Source organism: Sutcliffiella horikoshii, assembly GCF_008180725.1.
Lineage (GTDB): Bacteria > Bacillota > Bacilli > Bacillales > Bacillaceae_I > Sutcliffiella_A > Sutcliffiella_A horikoshii_B.
The window spans coordinates 351,301-375,836 of the sequence record NZ_VTEV01000002.1 but is presented as its reverse complement, the minus strand read 5'-3'; the positions used below and the strand labels follow the sequence as shown (position 1 = coordinate 375,836).

Below are 24,536 nucleotides of genomic sequence, written 5' to 3'. Positions count from 1 at the left end.
GTTAACCTACTCATCAATCAGAAAATAAAGAAGTGACAGCCAGTTAAACCCAATAGGGGATTACACCATTCAGAAAACTGGTTCAGGTTTAGGTCTTTTCAAATTCTCTTCATACATACTTTTCATCATAATAGCAATATCTTGATTAGATATTCTTTTTCCCTCGTACTCCGCTATTGCAACTTTTCTCATCACTTCAATATATGACATTGCTAATGAAGTTGTTAGTATAGATGCCACAGTTCCAGTAATCAATCCACCGGCTAGAGTCCCTATACCAGGAATAAATTTTAAGAGATTACCAACAATGTACCTTCCTAAAAATGTTGCCCCTCCGCTACCACCTATGGAGGCAACTATCCCACTAATTAAGGACTTATCTAGTGAGATTCCAAATATTGTCGTAATATGTGCTAGCATTCCAATTTGAATAGGAACTATAACTGTTGCTTGAGCAAAGGGAACAGGGGTAAAGCCAGCACCAAATGAACCTGCTATATAACCGGTTGACCAATTCCGTGCTTCCTTTACTTTTTTATCTATGTCTACCTTTTGTGCATTTATAAAAGATTTCCTCACCCCCTCAGGCAAAACTTCATAAGTTTTACCCACTATCCCTAATAAGCCATGTGCGGGTATCACTATATCTGAACTAACTTCATAAGGCTCTGCCAGGACAGCTTGAATCGCTCTAACATTAAGATTCATTTCTTCAATTTTCTTTTGAAAAGCTAGTCCACTTTTCCCAATAGTTTGAGTTAAAACAAGAATAACAGGAACATTGGATGCAAAAGAATTAATTAAATCAATTTCTAGATCTTCAATTCTATTTGAATTCGCATTGACACAATACCATATTGCATGAATATAGTCTTTTTCGTTACGAGCTAAATATAATTCGTTAATTTTATTATTTATTTCGTCCTTAATTTCTTCTTGAGTTTCAGATTTAAGCTCTAATCCCTTCGTATCATACAAACATATTGGAACATCTTCTTTTGAAATTTTCCTTAGATGCTGAGTAACTGGTCTACCGATTCCTGTTTCAGCTAAATTCTCTCTAAAAACACTATTGATAAGGGTACTTTTTCCAATGCCTGTCTTCCCTATAATCATAATGTTTACAGGCATCATCTTCTTTAAATCCTCTTTTGTTCTGTTAAAAATTTCTTCAACAATATTTGAATCCGCTCCGGTCAAAATACACGCCACTTTTCCACAACATGATATATTCCTATGTATTTCTATATTCTACAAATTTCACTAATTAAAGATATACTTTCGACATATATATACTAATTCCTCTTTTTTCAAAAAAACGTGACACTATCAATTGTCCTTAAAGCGCCGGGACGGTTCTTTGCTCCTTCTGCTAAGTAGCTACCAAAAACTCATGTATATCTGGTGTTTATCGAGTGTGAACTGAAAACAGAAATCTGCCCCCTTTTCTTGGTAAAAGGCCTTCGGTCCGACAATCATAAGGCCACACCTGTAAATTAATGCACTTACGTTCAGTAGACGTTTATCAACTTGCCTGTCAATCTCAATCGTGAAACAGAGGTCCGTCCCCTACTTTACGCCTTAAAAATTAAATTAGCTGATATTCCAAGTATTCTAGCAGCTTGCCTTTGGGAAATTCCTTCTATTCTTTTAATTTTTCGAAGGAGGGGTAGTCTTTTTTCTCTGGGTAGACTTTTTACTTGGGGGATCTCTATGGTGCCGAGGATTGTTTTTATGGCTGTTTTGGCGTCACGGTCGTTTAGTTTTCTTTTTATTTTTGTTGGTTCTTCTAGGCATTGGTCAGTATTGGTTTTTTCGTTGTATTCTTTGAAGCTGATTCTTGCTGTTAGTGGATCATGGGAGAATAGTTTGAGAACATAGCTTGTGTTGAGCATATTTCCATTGGGTGAATCCTGGCCGTAGTATCCACGGCAGCTACTCCATTTCCATTGATCGGGTTTTTGGACCATTCCTGCTTTGGTAGGGTTTTGGTGTATGTAGCGGGTGACTGTTAGGAGGTAGGAGTCATTTTCTACTTTTTCGCTATTAAAGCGGTCTTGAAAGAGGTGGCCGACGGTATAGTATTTTCTGTTATAGTAGAGGGCATAACTTACGCCAATGCGCTTCATTGTGACGGATATGTCTTCTATGCCTTCTTTTATTAATAGGTGTATGTGATTACTCATTAGACACCAACCAAGTATGGTTATCTTGGATTTTTGGTGATATTTCTCGAGGGTATCTTGGAATTTGATGCGGTCTTCGTCATCATGGAAGATGTCTTGTTTGTTGGCTCCTCTCCAGATGATGTGGTAAATATTGCTAGAGCTTTTTTCGCGTGGTTTTCTGGGCATGTTATTGAAGGCCCTTTTGCTGAATTTGAAGTGATTCACCTATCATGGATGATTTTCTAAATGTTGTGTTAGCCTTGATTTTTCTAAGGGACATAGCTTCTGCTAATGCTTCGTCTGTTATGTTTTTCTCTCCTGCTAAATCAGATATGGTTCGGGCTAAACGGATGATTTTCATCTGGACGCGATTACTCAAACCAAGTTTTATAGAAATGGATTGCAAGATTTCCAATTGAGATGTGGTAATCGAGTTTGTGAGTTCCTCCATGGAAGCACTACCATTACATCGTTCTTTTCCGTATCGTTCATATTGGTATTCCCTTGCTTTTTCAATTCTATTTCTGAGTGTGTCGGAAGTCTCAGATAGTTTGGGTTTATTCAAGCTAACTGGGTTAAGCGTTAGCAAAATGTCCATACGATCAAGAATTGGACCGGATATTCGAGTTTTATAGTTTTTGATTTGTTTTTCGGAACAGGTGCAGTAATGACGATCTGACCCTAAATAGCCACATGGACAGGGATTCATGGCTGCAAGAAAGATGAACTTTGCGGGATAGGTCACTGTCGAGTGGACTCTGCTGATGGTCACTTTTTCGTTTTCTAGAGGCTGGCGGAGCATCGCCGTGAGGACGTATGGATAAAAATACGCGAAATATATCCCCCCTTATAGCAATAAAAAATGCCCACCACGTATTGTGATGAGCAAGCTTAAACGAGTTTCTTCTATATATTGTTTACCATTTTCCTATTCACAAAAGATTCGTTAGTTCAGAAAGTCCTTTTTTACACTTCCCAACTCTTCCTTTAATGATTTCCTCATATCTTTTAGCATTTCCCTCATTCTTTTATTGTAATGTTTAACCTTAGTATCGTCTGAATTAAATGCAGCAATTAAAACAGGGATTAGTTCATATTGGAACTTGATAGATTCCTCGACTAGCTTATAGCATTCTTTCTCTGTTCTTTCATTAATGAATTCTTCACCTTCGACAGTTACAATATGTTCAAAAATTTTAGTGAACACAAAAACTGTAAAGAAACGAACAAGTAGTGGATAATTTTCCTTTTCAACTGTAAAACATAAATTTTTATCAAGATAAAAGTTTACTATACCAAAATTGCTATGAGCAAACGGAGATAGGAAACCATAAAACGTGTAATAATACTGCTTATCTTTACCGGTTTTAAATTCACTCGGATTTATTTGGTCTCCTACTTTTTGACCATCTCGGTTAAATATCTCCCCACCCTTTCGAACATTGTATTCATTAAAGAATACATTTAAAGGAAAGGTAATCAACTGGTCAATAAATTCCCCATTCTCGTTTAGATATCTGCTACTCAAATAATTTTCAAACATACTTCTAATTAATATTAATGCATCTTCATTATGGCCCATTTTCAATAATAATCTAATACTAATCAAGGTTTTGGTACTTTTTGTGAAATTAAAGTACTCATGATCATAAGTAAACTTTGAGTTTTTTTCTCCTGTCATCAACATCTCGGTATATCCAAAAAGATGTGCTGCATACTCTACAAAATCACGTGACCTCAAAATAAATTTATTTATTAACTTATCAAGGTTTGCTGTGTACTGGCCCTTGCTCATTATCATTCACCTCTTTGGCTACTGTCGAATAATTTTAACACCTTGCTTTTTACGTTCACGACATTGCTTTTTAAATTCTTTACTAGCTTCTTTATTCCCCATAATAGTTAGAGTCGTTGCAAACTCATCTTTATTGATAGAGCGATATAAAGCATTAATCTTTCGCTTAATATAGTTTGCAAAGTAAAAGGTAAGAATGGCTCTATCACACTCAAATTCTTTATTCTTTATAAACCAGTCAACTAGCCTTTCAACGTGAATTTCATCCGGCATAAGAAACGCACCATCTAAATATTGAGCTGAACCAATGACTGTATCGACTGTATTGGTTGCTGACATAACACAACTGGCACCTAGATGGTCATAGTGCTCTTGCCCTTTATATTGGATAGCATAATGTTTAATTAGTTTAGTTGCTTCATCTATATCAGCTTTAATATTTTGTATATCATCTTGTGTAAGTTTGATAGTTTCAATCATTATTATTCCCCTTCATAAAAACTGACCTTTTTGATAATTTTACCATATCAGTAGAAAGGCTTGTCTCATAATTAAACATTCCATAACAACAAAAAAAGAACCCACCAAGCGGCTGCATCAGCCAACTCAGTGGGTTTCATTACTTCTTCACCATATAATATTTATGCTTTCTTTGACGTTGCGGCAAGAATTTCTTCTGCAGCTTCCCCTCTTCAATTAATGGTAGTACTATGCTTTTTCGGAAATAGGATGCTGATATCGTCATCATCGTGTTCATAAACTCCAGGATTTCTCCCCACATCCGTGGTTCTTCACAAAACTGCAGTAAGGCGGTTACCTCTGGCCCTTTCAAAAATTCTGCTTGCTTTTCCTTTCGTTCAGCTTGCCTTTGTGCTTTTCTTTCCATTGAAATCTGCTGTTTATATTCTTCATACTTTTCATCGGTTGACCACTCTATCCCTAGACTTAATTGGTATACAACCTTTCCATCTTTATAGACCGTGGCTTGTTTAATAAACTGTTCATAAAGATCTGTAGGGAATGCCTGGTTCATATTATCGTCCAGCTTTCTTATTTGTTTCATCAGCTCTTTAAGTTCATTCCTGTAATGATCCGCCAGCTTTTTGCGGTCAGAGAAGTCTTTTAATTTCTGGTGTAACTTCACTATTTCTTCACTTAGCTCGTCCACCCTTTGGTGATCCTGTCCATCTTGATTCAGCTCTTCATCCACCGCCTCATATAGTGCTTGATTCAGCTGTTCCATCCTTTTCTGGATCGCTACTTCTTGTTGTAGCTCCTCAGCACTTAACTCTGTTTGAGCAATTACCTTTTCTACTTCTTGCTGAAATGCCTCATTTTGTTCAAGCCCTTTTAATAGATTAATAAAGTGCTTTTCAAGATAATCCTGATGAAACCGTTGAGAGGAGCATCCGTTCACAGCATAATACTTCTCAGCCAGCCTACACACCCACCGGTTAATTTCTCGTGTGCCCCTTGAGCCCCTTCGTTCAAAACTCCGTTCATATCCCACCCCTCTTCCACATTCTCCACATATTAACTTCTCAATGAAAGATGAGTTTTTACGTTGGTCTTTTGAATACCTTTGATGGTTCCGCTGCTCGAAAGCTTCGCTGCGTTGTTGGATAATGGTTTGGACCTTCTCCCATTCTTCTGGATCAATAATAGGTTCGTGATGTCCTTCAATATAATACTGCGGTAATTCGCCCTGATTTGTAGCTGTCTTTTCTTCTAATGTATCCAGGGTGAAATATTTTTGATAGAGGTAATCTCCCTTGTAGACCACATTCTGCAGGATACCCTTCACCGTGCTAAGGCTCCATACCTCTTTTCCTTTTGGGCTAGGTACACGATCGCTTGTTAATCCTGTAATGATTTGGGTGTAGTTTTTCCCTGCCTGAATATCAGTGTAAATGCGCCTTACGACTTTGGCTTCTTCCTCCTGGGTGATCCATTCATGATGCTCTCCAATACGATATCCATAATTGGCGTTTCCTACTTTAATGATGCCCCGCTTGGCCATACTTCTTTTTCCCCATGCGATAGAGTTGCCAATATTAATACTTTCCTCTTGAGCAATGCTACCGAAAATTGTAATCAGCAATTCGCTATCAGCATCTTCTGTATGGATGTTCTCTTTCTCGAAATATATGTGCACCGGTCGAGGGAGATACTTCAATAACCGCACAGCTTTTAACGTTTCTAAAGTGTTCCGGCTAAACCTTGAAATGCTCTTACAAAGGATCAAGTCGACATTCCCATGTGTACATTCATCCATCAGCTTTTTGAAGTCTGTTCGATTTTTAAGGGATTTTCCTGATATCCCCTCATCCGCAAATATCCCAGCAAATTCGTATCGAGGATCTTTGAGGATTAAATACGTATAGTAAGCTACCTGTGTTTTATAACTGGTTAGCTGCTCTTCACGGTCCGTTGATACCCTACAATAGGCAGCAGTTCTAAGTGGTTTTGTAACCGGCTGGTTTGGTGTTGAGGAGGGATGGTCACGCAAGTTCTTTTCTATCGTCTTCAACATGCTTTGCCCTTTTTTAGGTTCAATTTTGATGACTTCTCTTTCCATAAGTGCTTGCATGCTTTCCTCACTCCTTTCTTTCAAATGTCCTTCTGCGTCTATGAATTGATACAGTGGCTCATGCTCTTGTTGTTTTTGAAACTTTTTGTTTGGTTGTCTTTCAAGAATCTCTTCTTTCTGTAGATTATCAGGCATCTTTCCTACGATGGTTTCTGTCCCATCGACCCACTCAATGCGATAATCATCGGGAGAATAAATGACCGCTCCCATCAACCAAGCCCTAAGATGTTCAATCGTAATGGTTTCTAGAAACTCCTCTATATTTTGGACTATCTCCAGCCAGCTCAATGTTTGGTTCCGAAAGATTCGATCATCTTCAATTCTGGCGATGTGTTGCTCAAAATCTTTATAGGCTTGTTCTACTTTGGCCAGCTCACCCTTCCCTTCTTTTGCTAACTCCAGTTCAGCCATCCACCTTAATCGGTGAAACTCAAAATGATCCTTCTGATTAACCTCTTGGAGCAACGTTCTGGCCACATCAAGAACGGAAGGGTTCGTCATATCAAATTTCTGTTTGAAGCCCTCCAGCAAAATCTTTCGCAAACGATCTTCTCTAATCGATGTAAAATTACAAGCGCCGATATCACTCGCTTGGCACTTCCAATAGTTCACCCTTCTTGTTGGATAGTTGTTCAACCGATAGCCACAGCGGTGACAGTTCATTCTTCCTGAAAGACAATGTTTATTCCCTTTTGGTCCTGTGGACTTCTTCTTAGGCTTAATTTCTTCTAAGCGCCTTTGCGTCCGCTCAAATACTTCCATACTGATTATAGGAGGGTGGCAGTTTTCAATCGCAATTTCATCCCTCATATGTTTGGTGGTTTTATTCGTGAAAAGGTCTTTGGTTCGAACTCTCGTCAGTTTGTTTCCGGTATAAGTTACGTTCGTTAGAATATGTTTTACGGTCGACCCTCTCCACAGTTCTTTGCCAACTGATGTCTTTATTCCTTGACGCATCAGCTCCCGTGCTACTTCAGCCATGGTCATCCCTTGCAAAAACAAGTCAAAAATAAGGCGAACAATCGCTGCTCCTTCTTCATTAACTTGAAGGGTATTTCGTCCGTCTTTTTCTACCAAATCATAACCAAGCATTTTATTGTATCGAGGGAGGCCTTTCTTGAAGTTCTTTTCAAATCCCCACCTGGTAGATGTTGAAATGGTCTCAATTTCTTCTTGGGCAAGTGCTGCATAGGTACTTAGGAGGAACTTATTATATTGGACGGATGTATCAATATGCTCTTTTTCAAAGAAGATCCCTACTTTCAATGCATTCAGCTTTTCAACGATCGTCAGCAATTCCTCTGCATTTCGTGAAAGGCGTGAGACATTTTTAGTTAGAATAAAATCCACTCTTCCTTCTTCACAATGGCGAAGCAGCCGCTGGAGTCCTCGCTGTCCTTTAGCACTAGCTCCACTCTTCCCGTTATCGACATACACTCCAACAAACTTCCAATTCGGCTTTTCTCGAATCAGATGGGTATAGTGGCTCACCTGATTTTCAATGGAACGTAATTGTTCATCAAATGTAGTACTCACTCGACAATAAGCTGCGACTTTTACCTGCTTATCTCCAAGGAGTGGACTTTCTTCTCGAGCCTTCACTGGATCCCATAACGTCCGGACCCACATTCCTTTTTGGAGTTCATTCAACATAAAAACCCCTTTCCTATAAGTGATAATGGTTCGTGTCCATCTATCACTCACATCCCAAGAACATTCAAGTTCTTTTTACGGGTGGAAAGAGGTTAATGTTTATTCCATTAGATTTAGCTTATTTCTTCTTCGGAGTTTTACGTTCTCTTACACAAAGGGTTCGTTTCACCCCGCATTTAAACTGAAATTCAACTATTCGTTCCTTATAAATAATGCCTCGCTCGATTAATTTTTTGAAAAGCGATACATCAAAATCCTCTAGTTCTTCCGTAATTTCTAGTAAGTCTAGGAGGGACTGCAGTTGTTTTTCTAGATAAAGCTGCTCCTGCATGTTTTCCTCCAGACTGTCCCGCTCCTGTTGAAGAATCTCTTGTTCATAAATCAGATGCCTTAATGTCGCATCGTAGATGGCATCTCTTGTGGCTGATTCTTTCGCAGCCAGGTCAGTAATGCGATCGGTTATAGCTTCAATTTGTGTGTTCAACTCCTCTAACCTTTGTTGTTCCGGTGGCGAGAGGGATGCTTTTTCAATAGCTTGTTTCGCTTCTTCTATTACATCATCTATATTATATTTCATTTCCCCCATTATTTTCATAAATGCATTTTCAAGGTCAGTCTCATGGACATAGCTTGTTTTACAATTCTTGTAGTCAGGATCTCGTCCAGCGGTGACTCGGCATTGCCAAGCAGAAATATAATACTTCTCACCCTTCCTGCTTGAAGTCAGCCGCCTTCTTATCACCGGCCTTCCGCATTCTCCACAAAAGTATTGATTGGAAAATGGGCTGTGTCCACTAAAGTGCTGCCGATATTTGTTATCCGGGTCCCTCATCATCAAGCTTCGCCTTTTTATCTCTTGTTGAACTGCTTCAAAGGTTTCTTCGCTGATAATTGCTGGATGGGTATTCTTCACAAAATATTGTGGCTGAATATCACGGTTGCGAACGCGTTTATGGGTTAAATAGTCGATCGTAACAGTCTTCTGTGCTAAACAGTGGCCTTGGTACTTCTCTTGTTTTAAGATTTTATAAACCGCATCTGACGTCCACGTTTTATTCCCCTTTCCTGTCTTTAATCCGTCTCTTGTTAGGCCTTTTGCAATTCTTGGACACCCTTTACCTTCTAGGAATTCTCGAAAAATTCTCCTTACCACTTCTGCTTGTTCTTCATCTATAATGATTTCTCCATCTTCAGTTGTGTCATAACCCAGGAAGAATGTAGTCGGCATATGAACAATTCCTTGTTGGAACCTCTTTTGAACCCCCCATTTCGTGTTTTCACTTACGCTCCTGCTCTCTTCTTGTGCCATCGAAGATAAAATGGTTAAGAATAACTCTGACTTAGAATCCAGTGTGTCGATATTCTCCTTTTCAAAGTAGACACCTATCGGATTTTTCCGTCCTTTCAATTTGCGGATTACTGATATGCAGTCTAAAGTGTTTCTTGCGAAGCGACTGATTGACTTTGTTAAAATATAGTCGATCCGGCCCTCTTCACAGTCTTGAATCATCCGATTGAACTCTGTTCGGTTTTTTGTTGAGGTTCCTGATATCCCTTCATCCGCATATACATCAGCTAGTATCCATGAAGGGTTTTTACTTACATATTCTGTGTAATGAGCAACTTGTAGATCATAACTGCTTGCCTGCATTTCTGAATCTGTGGATACCCTGGCATAGACTGCAATCCGTTTTTTTTGCCCATCTGGATTTGCTTCCGTTCTGCCTGTTCTAGCTTTCGCTGGAATAATCCGTACCCTTGATGAACTTTGTCCACTCATCTTTGCTTACTCCTTTCTTAAGTCGATGTTTGTTTCCTTATCATCAATCCATTGCATACAAAAGGACATTGGTGATTTCGCTTTTACACGCACTACCCATGCCCTTAAGAATGAAATGTCTTTAATTTCTTTCTGTATTAGTTTAGCTGGAGCTCTTACTGCATCTATTTCCTTGAGCTTTGCTATCGCTTCTTCTCGAAATGTGAAATCCTGATCCAACAGCTCCCACCACTTTTCTTTTATCTTTAAATCTTTTTCAATCGATGCTCGCTGTCGTGATAGTTGTTCGAGTTTCTCATCTGTTTTATCTGCTTCATCCCCATTTGCGTTAATAAGTGCAATGTTCTCCTCTAATAAAATTTGTTCTAAGTCCAGGCGAAGTCTGTTGTAAGAAAAGTCCCTTGCCGCTACAGCCCTTGTCAAATCCTTTTGCATTCTCTCCATGTCGTACATGAATCTTGCTATCCGGTAACGCCCAAGAAATGCTTCTTGCATCGCTTCCTTTAGTACCTCTTCCTTAATGCTTCCCATGGTACACAGGTCTTTGCTTTTTACGTTGTTCTCACACCGCCATCTAACAATCCCTTTGCAAATGAATCGGTGAAAATTCCCTCCGCATTTCTCACATTGAATCCTGCTGGAAAGTGGGTATCTGTTCACCTTTGTACTTCGATTTGGTTTTCTACGTTTTTCTAGTTGTCGTTGGACCGCTTTAAATGTTTCTCTGCTGACAATTGGCTCATGATGGTTTTCTATAAAATATTGATTTCTTTCTTCATCATTGACCAATCTTTTATGTGAAAGATAACTTTCTGTATAGAACTTCTGGCAAACCACATCTCCGGTGTAGTCCCGATTGAGTAATATCAATCGAACTGTGGTGGAAGACCAGTCTGTTCGCCCGTTAATTTTCTTATATCCCTTTTTGATAAACTGCTTAGCAATTTGAGCAGGTGTCTTTCCGTTCAATGCCTCTTCAAATGCTTCTCGAACAATTTTCGCTTCTTCCTCTATGATAATCCATTCCTTTTGTTCATTCCTTTGATAGCCATGCTTTCTAACAAAGACCGGTTCTCCTCTTTCAAATCGCTTCGCTAAAGCCCAGTTTATATTTTCTGAAATACTTCGGCTCTCTTCCTGTGCTGTTGCAGATAACATGGTGAGGATAAACTCACTCGCCATATCACCTGTATCAATATTTTCTTTGTCAAAAATAATTCGAACCCCCAACTCAGTCAGCTCTCGAATTGTGTTAATGGCATCGAGTACATTCCTTGCAAATCTTGACACTGACTTGCAAAGAATAATATCAATTTTCTTCTCAGTTGCATGTCTAATCATTCGGTTAAATCCAGGTCGCTTGGCCATGGAAGTCCCTGTTCGTCCTTGGTCTGTATATATGTCTACCATTTTCCAACCCGGTGTCGATCGGATCAATTGTGTGTAATGTGTTTTTTGGTTATCAAATGACCCTTCTTGTTCATCTGAAAGGCTGCTGACTCGTACATATGCAGCCACTCTTAACTTCTTAGGTTGTTCTGTAGGTGAATCCATTAATGAAAGACCACCTGAGCTTTTTCCAAATGAACCAAATAATGCTTCTTCCATGTTTTGGCCTCCTTTCAAATTTTATCCCTTTTTCGTAACACCTGGACGCTACTATTCAATCATGGTCACCAAAAAAAGTTCTGCTGAAGCCGCTCTGTTTCAGGGTTCTTCAGCTTTTTTGGTTATTGTATATATCACTTAATTTCATCCTAATAGCAAGTAAATAAGAGGATAAAAACAGTTGTTTTTATGCAGTTTCACCGCCCTTTTGTATCTCATACAGACATTAAAAATGCACCTAAAAGTCCGCTCATAAATTTAAAAAACGGACAATTAAGTGCAAACAAATCATTCATCAATTCATTATTAATCTTGCTTAATATAACCTTCAAATCCAGCTTTCTTTACTTTCTCTAGCAATTCTTCTGCATTCTCTTTCTTAGAAAACGCCCCTACCTGCACTCGGTAGTATTTGTTGGTTACCTTTTCGCTCTTAGACGATTTAGTGATAACGGTTAAAGCACCCACGTTAATCCAACTCATAATTCCCGACGATTCTTTTCCTGTCTTCTTATCTACTTTTTTACCTAATAGAACACAGGCCTTGCCACCTTTAACAACCGGCTTTCCATTTGAGAAAATCTGAGTCACTACATGATAAGTATCTTCTTTAACCCAGTTTGGAATTTCAGCTCCACCGGGATAATACTTGTCTACCGATCCTTTGATTCCTACTAAGTCCCCCACCTTAATACCTTCTGGCAAAGTGGAAGATGGATTTGTTTCATTTAATGCTGACCTAACCGCAGCACGAAAAGTATCCATATTCTCACCATGCTTAGGGAACCAATGCATAACATCAGCATGGTTACTTGCGATTCCTTTTTTATGGCCTTCAGAGTGACAGATGATGTCCCGTTCAGTCAGACCGTAGGTTTTACAAAGAGAGACACAAAGCTCAACCGCAATTTTCCAGGCCTGTCTAAAATAGCTCTCATTCTTTTTGGTATCATAACCAACCATCGCAGATCCTCTTCCGTAAGAAAATCCACCCGGCTCACAAATTTCAATTCCAATATGAGTGTTGTTTGCCCTGCCACCAGAATGCCATCCTCGGTGATTCCATGGTAGGTACTGCCACACTTCTTTATCATCAACAAAGGCATGAACACAAACCTGCCTGCTTGTTTCACCCGCTTGATATGATTTATTCCAGCGACTAAACCAATCTGCAGCCATTACACCTGGCGTTGCTGTGGAATGTATCATAATGCCTTGGGGTGAAATCTTCCTCCCGGATTTATAACAATCGTTTTTTGTCATGAATCTAGTATTTAGTTTCATCTTTACCATCTCCCTTTTTCCCTTTCAGCTGGGCCAATATATCCTTGAGCTTTTCAGGAACAGGTAGCCCAATCCTTGAGGCATTTTCGATAATGCTAATCCCCTCATTTGAAAGATAAAAAAAGATGACTGCTGTGCGTATGGCACTACCGTCACCAATAATCTGGCTATCTATGATATGAGCCACTCCTACTAAGAAGAAAATCAGCACTTTCTTGAAGATTCCTTTAGCTCCAATTTCACTTGAAAGTCGCTTTTCTATAATTGCACTCATAAGACCGGTAATATAATCAATTACTACAAAAGCAATAAGTGCGTACAAAAACCCATCAAAGCCACCAAGAGCCCACCCAAACCAACCACCAAATGTAGCAAGTACAACTTGTAAATATGTCCATAGCTCTTTCATTCTCAAATTCCCTCCCCACTATCTAACTTCGAATCTATTAAAAAAAGAACCCCACAAGGTTCTTGAGTTTTCCATTCTAATACTGCGCATAATAAACATAACCACTAGCCTTCACATAAAAACCATCCCCAGGAACATAGATAGCACCACCAAAAGTATCGTAAGTCGATGTCGTAAATCCCGGTTGCTCTACCCCTTCCCATGTTAATCCATCAGCCGATACATGAAGCATGCTCTCATTAAAGAGTGCATATTTTCCCCAATCCTCCATCCAGATGATATTCTGCGGATTAGCAATGTTATTATTGGCTAAATCACCAACATGAGAGAGATTCGTTTCAGTAATCTCGGTAGCACTGTCATTCATCACACACAGTTTCACATCATAGATACCATTAACATATCGGTACTTCATTACAAACAACTTGTCGTTTACTGAACGGATAAACATATAAGAAGTTTCATTTAAATCTTCTGGAATGGTAGTTGTCCATGAACCGGGACTTGCAGAACTAGCAATTGCAATCGACTTGTCACCACCAACAATTCCGACAAAGTTGCCCTTGTGTGTTGTTAAGTATTTAAAGAACGGAACCGATGATCCATCAGAACCTACCAATGTCCATGCTGTTCTTTCCGTTAGTGAATCAAAGCTGTAATAAACCGGCGACTTGTAATACCACCAGCTGACAACTCCAGACCCTCTGGCCATATCATATGCACCAGTTGTCATGGCATTCTGTGCATTTTGACAGTATCCCCCGTTATGCCAAGTGATACCATCAAATGATGCCATGATATTAGCAAATCCCGTAATTTTGGCTAAAAATACACCTCCACCTGAATAGAGGATTTCTGGTTCACCGTAACTCCACCAAGATACATCTACTACTGTCCATTGGCCAGTCGCCTTATTGTAATAGGACATATAAGGCGTTTTTGCATGGTAGACGGCAATCTGTGCGTTGCCATTATCGTACACATTGATCTGCTTTTCACTTCCATACTGTGTATAGCCAAAACTACTATACGTTTTCTTTGTCCAATTCAAAGTGGGGATAGGAAGAACGAGGCCACCCCTGCCACCAAAGGCAGTCCAGATGGCTAATGTATTATTAAAATTCCGATCGTAGCTCATCCTTATCCCACCACCTTATCAATTGCCGTAATTCTTCCACTGCTATCTGTCGTGTAATTATAGCTTGCTGTTTCTCCATCTACGTAGGTGACATCAAACCTTGTTGTATCAACCGTTAATGAAGAAACTTCTTTGAGCAATAACTCTGAAAAAATATTATCCAGTGTGATACTTGTTATTCGCCCACCAGTGTCTGTAGTGTAACTGTATTGAGCGTGGTATTGATGTGTATCACCCTTTTCAACCTCATACGTCACATTAATAAAACTTGTATCTATCGAAAGGCTTTTAACGATTGTATAGGAAACTCCTAAGTCATTTACTTGAGTTTGGAGGCCATCTACTGAACTACCAACTTGTGTTAAAGACGTTTCTACTGAATTCATCGAGCTTTCAATTCGGTAAAATGTATCTGAAATACTTGGCCTGTATCGACCAACTTCTACTCGAATGTCATAACGATAGAATGGGTTATATTCCAGTGAAATAATTCTCGTTTTCACATCAATGCCAAGCGGTCTAAAAACAATGTGAACATTATCCCCAACGGAGAGGCTTAAGAGCTTAAAGAAGGAAATGTGGTAGGAAGATGCGTTCTCCCTTGAATCATGGGAAACAGAAACATCAGTAACGTTTTTAGTATCCATGACCACTTTATATTCGCTGCTCCCTCGATGACTTTTAATGTTAATTTGATAGCCATCGTACTCTATTTCACCACCCAAGATGGCAATGTACTGCATAAGAGCGGACCTTCTTGTGACCTCTTGGTTGATCTTCATGGTACAACTTTCAGTAAACTCTACAATCCCAGCTGAAAAAGGAGTCCCAGACAATAACTGGTTTAATCCAGCTGTCGGGTCTCCTGTAAAATCAAACGTATCAATTTTATAAATCTCATCATTTAAGATGTACGACACATGCTCGCAAGTTACGGAACAAACAGGAAGACTGCCTTGCAGTGACTTTGTTATTTGGACGATTTCAAAATACTGATCATTTAATTTGGCTAACTGTTTTGTCTTTAAAGCAAGGGCGGATTTGGCCAGCACCGTAAACGATAGTATAAATTCACCTTCAAGTGTTTCTCGCAAATTGGCGGACATCACTTTTCGGATGGTTTGTAATAATGTAGCTCCTGCATAAATTTCTATCATGACCCTGCAACCCCTAAGTTTCTTACTGTCACAGCATTTTGATTCCATTGTAGCTGGGCAATAATCCGAGTTAAAACAGTCCCATCAATGGTAAGTGGAATCGTAACATCTAATAATGAACCGTTAGCTCCATTTGCTGTGGCATTGATTTGACTGTTCAGATCCATATCAAAGTCAGTTGGAATTGCCCCTTCCATATCCTTTTCAACGCCACTCATGGCATCAGAGAAACCAACACCGATTCCCTCACCCATGTTCTCACCAATACCAGCAAAGACCTTTGAAGGAGACCTAATACCTAGAACACCCTTCACATTGCTTACAATTCCACCAACAAAATTACTTACTTTATCTCTTATCCAACCAATCATCGACGATATTCCATTCCATAGACCTCGGACAATATTCCGTCCAACTTCTCCTAAGGAAACTACCGCTTTTCCAAGACCAATAACAAGTGCAGACACAATCTGTGGTAATTGAGCCACTAGCTGTGGAATTGCCTGAATAAGCCCCGCTGCTAACTGAATAATTAACTTAATTCCCATCTCAACTATCTTAGGAAGGTTACTCGTTATAAAGTTAATAATCGTCGATATGATCGTAGGAAGAGCTTCTATTAATCTAGGTAATGCATTTAATAGCCCCATCGCTAAACCTTCTATAATTTTGAATGCTGCATCTAACACTAGGCCCAGATTGTCTATCAATGTTTGTACGATTAAAATGACCGCCTGAACGATCGACGGAATTAGGTTTGGCAAGGCTTCAGCAATACCAGTGGCAAGAGTAACAATCATCGTAAGTGCCGCTTCAATCAATGCTGGAAGGTTGGCAATAATGCCATCTACCAAAGTTAAAACCAGATAAAGTGCACCTTCTGTGATTTGAGGTAGAGCCTCAATCAATCCTTGAAGTAAGGTTGTTACAATTTGCATGGCTGAATCAATAATCGTTGGGAGGTTTTCAATAATTGCTCCTGCTATGGACATTACAATTTGCAGCCCTAAGGTTACTAATTGAGGCAACTGCTTTGCAATTATTTCCGTTATACCTGCAACAGTCTCCCCAATGACCTCTGAAATTTTATCGAAATCTCCATCGGCTGCATTAATACCATTAGAAAGATTTGAGAAAAGGTCCGTTATTCCTGACGACACTTCACCTACTGCCGGCAAAAACACGCCCTGCAAAGAACGTTTCACACCCTCAATACCATCAGTTAAATTGTCGTACTTCACTTCTGTTATTTGGGCTAACGCATCTCCGCTTGCCAGCGTACTATCCTTCATATTTGCGAGAACCGGTAGTACACTTGCCTCTAAATCTTCAAATTGAGTACCAAACAGCTGCACACCAACTGTATTTTTTAGCAGGGGATCCTCAATTTCCTGAAGTCTCTGAACAACACTGTAAAAAGCATCATTAGCAACGTCGCCACCCTGAGCAAACTTACTGGTCATCTCTTCAGCATTTAGGCCTAAAGCAGTGAAAGCTTCCATGCTCGTTTTGCTTCCGTCTTTTGCCCGAATATTGAACTCTTTAACGGCATCCCCGACCTTATCAATACTAAAAGCTCCACTTTCTGCACCATTTACTAAACTAGCAATGAACTCATCTGCGCTAAGCCCGAGTGCAGAATATTGAACAGAGTATTCATTAAGCGTATCTAAAAGATCACCATTCTTATCAGCACCATTTTGAGCACCTGTTGCAATAATGTTGTATGCTTCATCTGAAGATATACCGAAGTTTTTCATCAAAGAACTTGCTGCCCTGGCAGACTCCTGCATTTCAAAGCCAAAAGTATCCCTTAAAGCAAAACCGGACTCAGTAGCTTTTTCTAGTTCTTCACCCATGAGTCCAGTTATCTTTTTAACTTCTGAAATACCTCCAGCAACCTCTTCTAAGTTTTCACCGAAATTATGCTTGTACACGTTTTGGGCGATCTCACCTAACTCTTCTAATTCAGCACCCGTTGCTCCAGTTGAAGCAGAGATCTGATTAACCGCCATATTATACTCGTCACCAAGCTTGATAAGGCTAGCCCCAGTTGCAACAGCAGCTGTTCCAATAGCGGTTACTGCAGCACCTATCGTCACTCCGATTCCCTTTAGCACACCACCTACTTTTTCAAAGCGGTTAGCTGCGTCTTCTGTTTGCTTTGCTGCATTTTCAACTTCATCAGCAAACTCTTCTACTTCACCTTCTGCAGCATTAGCACTATCGCCCATTTCATCAATTGATTGATTAGTTTTATCTAATTCCCGCTCCATCTTGATTAGGTCAGACTTAGCGTTATTAAGTTGAATTTGCCAGTTTTGAGTTCGTTTGTCGGTTTCACCAAAGGAGTCTGCAGCATTTTTCAAAGCCTTTTCTAAGGTACCGATTTTGTCTTTCTGGGCATCAACTTTCTTGTTTAGCACATCACTTCTAGCCGTTAGTGCCTCCATCGACTGGTCCTGCCTATCAAACTGTGAAGTTACTAGATTCATTTCGCTTCCTAAAACTTTGAAACTGCGGTTGATATCTCTTAGGGAATTCTTAAATTCCTTCTCACCTTCAACACCGATTTTCAGACCAAAATTATCTGCCACGATTCCACCTCCTTCCCTCAAAACATAAAAAGACACCCATACACTGAGTGCCTTCTTCTATATTCCAATTGGTATTACATCATCAATAGATACATCTTTCCTTGGTTTTGCTATTCCATTAAACTGCTTGTGACATTCCCATAAATCCATCAAGTATCCTAAAGGCATCAACCAAACTTCATCTTCCCTACGGTTTAATAATGCCGTTCCATAATAAATAAGTCGGATAAACAATTCTTCATCGCTTACCCGACTTCCACGTTTTTTGATGGTTCACTCTCGATATGTCGTTTTGTACCTTTCATCATGCTAGCCATAATCGCATTCTTGTACTCTGCCAATTCAAAAGGAGTGGTCAATAGTTCGATTTCTTCTTCCGTTAACAGCTCTTTCTTTGCTTCTTTATTTCTCAAGTTATGAATAAGAATTGATTGATTCGCTAACAGAGTAATTAACCATACAACTTCATCTAAAGCCAATTCAAAGTCCTTGGTATTCATCAGTTTGTTTCCAAGATTCTCAAGACCGCCATATCGTTTCGCAATTTCCTTTGTAGCCTTCGTGGTCAATATCAACTTATAGTCTTGTCCACCTATTTCTATCACAGCACTTCGTTCATCCGCTGCGGAATCTATATCCAAAGATGTAGTTTCATTTCCCATCATTAATCCTCCTTAGCTTAAGATACGGTTACTGTAGCCACAGTCGTTGTGACATCAGAAGCACCCGTTGAGCTCAGCACACAGTAATAGTAGTATGTTCCAGCAACAAGAGTTGTCGGGATATCAAAGCTGGCAGATGTTTCACCATTGATAACCGTTCCACCGGATGCACTATCCAATGTGTTTTCATACCATTGATATGTTACTGGATAGCTTGTATTTGTTTCTGCTACAACTGATAGACTTCCAGAAATGCTACCTTCCGTTACATTTGTTACATCAGCTGGTTGTGTAGTTATTGTGATCGTTGGTGTTACTGGTGTAAAATCTGGCTCATAAACAGTAGTAAACCAGTTGGTAATCGTGTCTTGAGCAACGCCATTATCACCTTCTGTGACTTCAGCTTTCCAAGGGTGTTTACTTTCTGCATCCAGTTTATTTCGTCTAAAAACGGTGCCTTCTATGGTGGGATTACTAAAGGTAATCGAATCGCCTTTTGTCGCAAGACTCGTTGTAGGAATACTAAAAATAACTCGGTATAGCCAAAAATAGCGGTACTTTCCATTCGACTTTTTAGCACGAAAGCCAATCGCAACTGGATTCCCTCCATCCTCACTTCGTGATACGACAACATTATTGCTATCAATCTTTGAACCTGTTAAATCCTGAGCCACTATCGAACCAATATCGTCGATCCCAAGACTTAATGTTCCACTTTTAAATTCCTTTACTACTTCAGATGCTCCATCATCTGCATAAAGAATTGCTTCAATGAGCTCAACACTTAGTTCAGCCGTCATGGCTTTAGCTAGTATTTTAGGAGTCCCATAACTTTCAATACCATTTGCATCTTCTGTAATTTGGGCATAATACAATCGATCAAGTCCTATTGTAGCCATCTACATTCCCTCCATTTCATATTCTTTCATTACATCAATTGCGTAATGATGGTATTTTGTATCATTCTCAAAACCGATATATTGTCGGTCTGTAATCGTTATTTCTCCCGATAAAATCGCTCTAGTCAGTTGTTCCTTAAGAGATAAATAATTTCTCTTTGAAAACAAGGATAATCTTGCTTCAGCGATAACCGTGTGCGCTTGGTTATCCGCATAGAATTCTAATCTATCTGCCATGGGTGTAATGACTACATATTCATCAGGTGGTTTTCCCGAGAACACACCCGTTTCAATCGGAATACCGATAGGTTCGAGTAAGCTATTAAGTTCTTTTAATAGACTCATAATTTCTGTATCTCCTTATCCAGCGCTTTCTCCATCGCTTCTGCACAGACTTTTCTTGTAGCCGACTTTGTGGGCTTTAACCAGGGTTTAGGCTGTTGACCTGACTTTCCATACTCAAGCACAGCTGCCTTCAATGCATTCGAAACTCCTTTACTATCTTTCGTTGTTGGAATTCCTACTCTTAGGTTCCAATCACCTTTTGCATCTTGGATCGGCTTTGTCGTTTCAAGTGAAGCTATTAATTCACCTGTAGCCTGAGAAGGTTCTTTGGTACCCTGCCCAATTCTAGTAGCAAGATTCGTTTTAGCTTTCTGGATGACCGGCTCTGCACCTTTCTCTAACACTCTTGGTACAATGTCATCAAAGCGATTATTTAGTCTTGAGATTCTTTCTAAAAAGTCATCTGGCATTTTCACTGCTGCTCTAGCCATAACCTCACCCCTTTGACCCTGTAACTTTTTCAGCTAATACTTCTACATACATTCCACGCTCTTTGATATCCTCAACACTCAAAATGTTGTATCGTTCATTATTACAGCGAATGTTTAATTCTGTAGTCAGCTCTAGTCCCCGAGGTTTTCTAAAACGAAAAAGAGAGCTAGCCTCAGTAAAGCTGGCCCTATTTTTCCAAGCCTCACTACCATGCCGATTTTCTTTATAAGCTCGCATGGATGTTAGAATCTGTTCTTCCTTGGTGGCAAACCCTTCTGAATCCTTAATAGACTCCTCTTTGACAATTTCAATCGAGACATTCATCTTCCCAAGGCTCATATGATCACATCCTTATTAAGTCGAAGGAGCATATTGACCACATTCCATACTTGTTTACTCGCTTCCACATTGTCAGCAAAAAAGCCACCAGTACTACCATCTCGACTTTCATAAAAGTGAGACGATAGCATGATGACTGCTTGTTCGGTCGTTGGATGCATAGGGTTTTCTTTATAATAACCATCTGGCTTCTTTTGATAACTTTCTGCATAGGAAATGGCAGCAGTGATGAAGCCAGAAAGCAGAACATCGTCTTCATTATGATTTAAAATAAGGTTCTGTTTTACCTTTAATAGCAATTCCTCCATCACCACTTACCTCCCTATACAGATTTCATTAGCCCCGCTGCTTTCAGCTTTGCTAGTAGAGCATTAAAATCAGTAACAAGCCCAGCTACATCTGCAGCATTACTATTTGCTTGAAGTGTAGCTGGACTTAATGGTGTTCCATCAAAAGCTAACTTACCTTCAGGAGTGATATCTAATTCCCCACCTATGACGGTTCGATCTCCACCTTGTTCGGTATAATTTTTTACATTACTCATGAACTACCACCTACGCTTTCTGTTGAAGTACTTTGATTGCTTCAGGAAGAATTAACTTTCCATCCACCCGCTGTGTTGCCTTAAATCCAACTTGTCCTGTTGCAGCATACAGTTCGTTTAATCTTTGGAAAGAGCGTCCTTGTCGATCAGCGACCCAGTAGTACCCGAAATCACCAAATGCAATCGACTTAGCACCCGCTGCAACAGTTGGCACATAAGCTGACGTTTTCACCGGACGATTTAAAATCGTATCAGGTTGCCCCGCTTGCACTGAAGGCTGCCATAAGTATTGACCACTTCCGTCTTTTAACTTTCGAAGCAATTTAACTGTTGCATCATTCATGACAAAGACGGCCTTTTTACGGTAAGGCGATTTCAATGAGTAGAATAGATCCATAATCTCGTCGACTGAAACAGCGGTTGCTGAAGTGGCTGTAACGCCAAGTTCCGCTCCACCGGTTGCATTAAAAATGCCAGTCGGTTTTCCGGTACCATCTCCAACAAAGAAAGCTTCTTCTTCTCTGGCACCAATCCGTCTGGCAAATTCTTTTGAAATATACGATTCAAGATTAAATACACTGTCATTTAAAAGTTCTTCAGAAACTTTAATCATGGTGGCAAGCTTATAAGCCCCAATGGAAACCTGGCCAAAGCTATCATCTGATTCTGGAATCAATCCTTCTTCATCTACCCAAGAAGCAGTTCCTTTTGAAGCAACTACAGGAATTTTCCGATCTCCTGATGAAGTCGTAATGACCTTGGCTAATGAACGAAAGATATTTTCCTCTTCCAAGGATTGAATAAGTGTTCTTTCAAACTCGTCCGGAGCAAGGTAGCCCCCTTCTGAATCCGTTCCAACCTGGAGCGCATTCTTTACATCATAATTACTTTTGTTTCGCATTACCTTCCAGAACGATTCTCTGTATTCATCAGTAGCTCGTCCTGTTTTTTGCCCTTCAACACCCGTTGGTTTTGATGTAATTGGTTGATTAACCGGTTTTGAAAGTTCCAAATCGATGGCTTGTTGTCTTTCCAGCCTATCAATCTCTTTCCCTAAATTAACAACTTCCGCTTCCATCTTCTCATAGGTGGAAGTATCCTCAGCAGATAGGATCCCATCTTCCCCTCTTTTCGAATCAAGAAATGCTTTTGTTTGCTCCCATACTTTTGCTCGTTTTTCACGCAGTTCTAATACTTTACTCATCCAAATCTCCTCCTTAAAATTTCAAGAGGTCTAGCCTCTTGTCCAATATGGTGATGTCTGTTCCTATTTTCTTCTGAGGTAGTTTGTGTAAAAAGGAATTCACAACCGCCATCTTGTTATAAATAATCCCTTCATCCGATGAGTCTTGCTGGCTTTCGTTTTGGAACATGATCTCATCAGCAAAACCAAGCTCCACCGCTTTTTTTGAATTAAACCAGCTTTCATCATCCATCATGTGTGAGAGCTTAGTCCTTGAAAGACCAGTCTTCAGTTCATAAGCATTAATAATGCTTTCTTTTACCTCGCTTAACATCTGAATGGCTTTTTTCATTTCCGCTGTATCTCCAAAGGCAATTGTCATCGGATTATGGATCATCATCATGGAGACGGGTGACATGTGAACTTCCCCACCTGCCATCGCAATGACTGATGCAGCACTTGCTGCAATCCCATCAATTTTTACTTTTACATCTCCCTTGTAATCCATGAGCATGTTGTATATTTGACTTGCTGCAAACACATCTCCACCTGGTGAGTTAATCCAAATGGTAATATCCCCACCATCATTGTTTAGCTCTGATTTAAACTGTTTAGGTGTTACTTCATCGCCAAACCATGATTCTTCAGCAATCACTCCATCTAGATAGAGCGTCCTGCCATCTTCGTTCTTAACCCAATTCCAAAACTTCTTCACGGCTTATCCCTCCTTATATTTCTCTGTCCATGCGCCTGCTTTCGACATGTCGACAAAATTTCCGTTAACCAAGTATTTATCGCCACCTTGTTCCTCAGGGATCATATTTAACTCTTCAAGTTCTCGGATATCATTGGCTGACATTACCCCGTTTTGTCGCATGATTTGATAGAATTGTGCCCTTGATCCTGCATCTCCTCGGAGTCGGCCATTCAGATTAAATTTGATAAAGTACTCTTTCTTATCCGTTTCACTTAGCAATGCCTTTTTCATGGACTGCTCGATTCTTGTAACCCAAGGCATAATCGTGTTATCTATGAAACTAATAGACTGGTGTTCAATATTACTGAAGGTTGCTTTATCCAAGTTGGCTACAAGGTGAGGTGGAACACGAAAGATTCTACAAATCTCCTCTGTTTGAAACTTCCTCGTTTCCAGAAACTGCGCTTGTTCAGGTGGAATACCGATGCTTTGAAATTTCATCCCTTCTTCAAGGACTGCAATACGATGAGCATTTCCACTTCCTTGATAGACCGCATTCCAACTTTCTCGAATTTTCGCAGGATCCTTGACCACGCCAGGATGTTCTAACACACCACCGGGGTTTGCTCCATTAGCAAAAAACCTGGCCCCATATTCCTCGGTTGCAAGGGCCATTCCAATCGCATTTTTGGCCATAGCAATCGGTGAATACCCCACAAGACCATCAAAGCCAAGCCCTGGAATATGAAGAACCTCTTCACTCCGAAGGATTACCGAGCCTGTGTCTTTTCTATATTCGTAGAAAAGTTCACCAGTAGACGTTCTATCCACTGTCATCCGATCGGGCAATAGAGGGTAAAGAGAAAGCACATTGCCTCTGCCATCCCGGATAATCTGGGCATAAGCATTTCCCCATAATAAAAGATGACTCATCAGTGTTTCTCTAAACACGAACGAAGTCATCTCGGCATTTGGCTCATCATGGAGCTTATAATATAAATTGTTTTCTACTGCTTTTTCCTTCCCATTGTCAGTGTATCTGTATAGATGCAATGGAAGGCTGGCGATGGTTTCCGCGAGGATCCTCACACATGCATAAACTGCAGTGGTCTGCATCGCCGTTCTTTCATTAACTGTTTTTCCACTTGTAGTACCGCCAAAGAAGAAGCTATAAGTATTTCCTAAAAAACTATTTTTTGGACCATCTCTTGATTGAAAAAGTCTAGATATCAGTGGTATTTTCATTCACACTCCTC

At 39.9% G+C, this 24,536-nt stretch carries 24 protein-coding genes; all 24 read right to left on the bottom strand.

All coding sequences use genetic code 11. From position 1 onward, the window contains the following. Window positions 1–69: 69 nt before the first annotated feature. Window positions 70–1,200, bottom strand: a complete 1,131-nt coding sequence (locus tag FZC76_RS05815; protein WP_262372435.1) for a YcjF family protein — start codon at window positions 1,198–1,200, stop codon at window positions 70–72. Between the two features lie 374 nt (window positions 1,201–1,574). Then, window positions 1,575–2,354, bottom strand: a complete 780-nt coding sequence (locus FZC76_RS05810; RefSeq protein WP_148987311.1) for a transposase — start codon at window positions 2,352–2,354, stop codon at window positions 1,575–1,577. A gap of 1 nt (window position 2,355) precedes the next feature. Then, complete coding sequence (locus tag FZC76_RS05805; protein ID WP_148987310.1) at window positions 2,356–2,970, bottom strand: ATP-binding protein; 615 nt, start codon at window positions 2,968–2,970, stop codon at window positions 2,356–2,358. 144 nt (window positions 2,971–3,114) lie between these two features. Next, on the bottom strand, window positions 3,115–3,963 hold the full coding sequence (locus FZC76_RS05800) for a DUF5677 domain-containing protein (RefSeq protein ID WP_148987309.1): 849 nt from the start codon (window positions 3,961–3,963) through the stop codon (window positions 3,115–3,117). Window positions 3,964–3,981: 18 nt separating this feature from the next. Continuing rightward, window positions 3,982–4,443 carry a hypothetical protein gene (locus FZC76_RS05795; protein WP_148987308.1) on the bottom strand — a complete coding sequence of 154 codons (462 nt, stop codon included), beginning with the start codon at window positions 4,441–4,443 and terminating at the stop codon, window positions 3,982–3,984. Between the two features lie 139 nt (window positions 4,444–4,582). Beyond that, window positions 4,583–8,206 (bottom strand): recombinase family protein, encoded by a 3,624-nt coding sequence (locus FZC76_RS05790; RefSeq protein ID WP_148987307.1) that lies wholly within the window; start codon window positions 8,204–8,206, stop codon window positions 4,583–4,585. A 118-nt stretch (window positions 8,207–8,324) separates the two neighbouring features. Then, complete coding sequence (locus FZC76_RS05785) at window positions 8,325–9,986, bottom strand: recombinase family protein (protein WP_148987306.1); 1,662 nt, start codon at window positions 9,984–9,986, stop codon at window positions 8,325–8,327. Between the two features lie 6 nt (window positions 9,987–9,992). After that, entirely contained in the window at window positions 9,993–11,594 is a 1,602-nt protein-coding gene (locus FZC76_RS05780; protein WP_148987305.1) for a recombinase family protein, read from the bottom strand. 306 nt (window positions 11,595–11,900) lie between these two features. Continuing rightward, window positions 11,901–12,878 (bottom strand): N-acetylmuramoyl-L-alanine amidase, encoded by a 978-nt coding sequence (locus FZC76_RS05775; RefSeq protein WP_148987304.1) that lies wholly within the window; start codon window positions 12,876–12,878, stop codon window positions 11,901–11,903. Then, window positions 12,862–13,287: a phage holin family protein gene (locus FZC76_RS05770; protein ID WP_148987303.1), complete on the bottom strand. Its 426-nt coding sequence runs from the start codon at window positions 13,285–13,287 to the stop codon at window positions 12,862–12,864. The genes FZC76_RS05775 and FZC76_RS05770 overlap by 17 nt, the downstream gene beginning before the upstream one ends. 76 nt (window positions 13,288–13,363) lie before the next feature. Continuing rightward, window positions 13,364–14,425 carry a hypothetical protein gene (locus FZC76_RS05765; RefSeq protein ID WP_148987302.1) on the bottom strand — a complete coding sequence of 354 codons (1,062 nt, stop codon included), beginning with the start codon at window positions 14,423–14,425 and terminating at the stop codon, window positions 13,364–13,366. Window positions 14,426–14,427: 2 nt separating this feature from the next. Next, window positions 14,428–15,582 (bottom strand): phage tail protein, encoded by a 1,155-nt coding sequence (locus tag FZC76_RS05760; protein ID WP_187441959.1) that lies wholly within the window; start codon window positions 15,580–15,582, stop codon window positions 14,428–14,430. Further along, complete coding sequence (locus FZC76_RS05755; protein ID WP_148987300.1) at window positions 15,579–18,179, bottom strand: phage tail tape measure protein; 2,601 nt, start codon at window positions 18,177–18,179, stop codon at window positions 15,579–15,581. The genes FZC76_RS05760 and FZC76_RS05755 overlap by 4 nt, the downstream gene beginning before the upstream one ends. A 57-nt stretch (window positions 18,180–18,236) precedes the next feature. After that, window positions 18,237–18,413 carry a hypothetical protein gene (locus tag FZC76_RS05750; RefSeq protein WP_187441958.1) on the bottom strand — a complete coding sequence of 59 codons (177 nt, stop codon included), beginning with the start codon at window positions 18,411–18,413 and terminating at the stop codon, window positions 18,237–18,239. Window positions 18,414–18,424: 11 nt separating this feature from the next. Beyond that, window positions 18,425–18,844, bottom strand: a complete 420-nt coding sequence (locus tag FZC76_RS05745) for a hypothetical protein (protein ID WP_262372433.1) — start codon at window positions 18,842–18,844, stop codon at window positions 18,425–18,427. A gap of 14 nt (window positions 18,845–18,858) precedes the next feature. Then, the gene (locus FZC76_RS05740; RefSeq protein WP_148987298.1) at window positions 18,859–19,740 is read right to left on the bottom strand and encodes a major tail protein; all 882 of its coding nucleotides are present in this window, start codon (window positions 19,738–19,740) and stop codon (window positions 18,859–18,861) included. After that, window positions 19,741–20,085: a hypothetical protein gene (locus FZC76_RS05735; RefSeq protein WP_148987297.1), complete on the bottom strand. Its 345-nt coding sequence runs from the start codon at window positions 20,083–20,085 to the stop codon at window positions 19,741–19,743. Next, window positions 20,082–20,516 (bottom strand): HK97 gp10 family phage protein, encoded by a 435-nt coding sequence (locus tag FZC76_RS05730; protein WP_148987296.1) that lies wholly within the window; start codon window positions 20,514–20,516, stop codon window positions 20,082–20,084. The genes FZC76_RS05735 and FZC76_RS05730 overlap by 4 nt, the downstream gene beginning before the upstream one ends. 4 nt (window positions 20,517–20,520) lie before the next feature. Then, window positions 20,521–20,856, bottom strand: coding sequence for a head-tail adaptor protein (locus tag FZC76_RS05725; RefSeq protein ID WP_148987295.1), 336 nt, complete (start codon window positions 20,854–20,856; stop codon window positions 20,521–20,523). After that, window positions 20,853–21,164: a head-tail connector protein gene (locus tag FZC76_RS05720; protein WP_148987294.1), complete on the bottom strand. Its 312-nt coding sequence runs from the start codon at window positions 21,162–21,164 to the stop codon at window positions 20,853–20,855. Before FZC76_RS05720 ends, FZC76_RS05725 begins: the two co-directional genes overlap by 4 nt. A gap of 14 nt (window positions 21,165–21,178) precedes the next feature. Then, the gene (locus tag FZC76_RS05715; protein ID WP_148987293.1) at window positions 21,179–21,400 is read right to left on the bottom strand and encodes a Head fiber protein; all 222 of its coding nucleotides are present in this window, start codon (window positions 21,398–21,400) and stop codon (window positions 21,179–21,181) included. Window positions 21,401–21,410: 10 nt separating this feature from the next. After that, window positions 21,411–22,604 (bottom strand): phage major capsid protein, encoded by a 1,194-nt coding sequence (locus tag FZC76_RS05710; RefSeq protein WP_148987292.1) that lies wholly within the window; start codon window positions 22,602–22,604, stop codon window positions 21,411–21,413. A gap of 13 nt (window positions 22,605–22,617) precedes the next feature. Continuing rightward, window positions 22,618–23,298 (bottom strand): head maturation protease, ClpP-related, encoded by a 681-nt coding sequence (locus FZC76_RS05705; RefSeq protein ID WP_148987291.1) that lies wholly within the window; start codon window positions 23,296–23,298, stop codon window positions 22,618–22,620. A 3-nt stretch (window positions 23,299–23,301) separates the two neighbouring features. Next, the gene (locus tag FZC76_RS05700) at window positions 23,302–24,519 is read right to left on the bottom strand and encodes a phage portal protein (protein WP_148987505.1); all 1,218 of its coding nucleotides are present in this window, start codon (window positions 24,517–24,519) and stop codon (window positions 23,302–23,304) included. Window positions 24,520–24,536 lie beyond the last annotated feature (17 nt).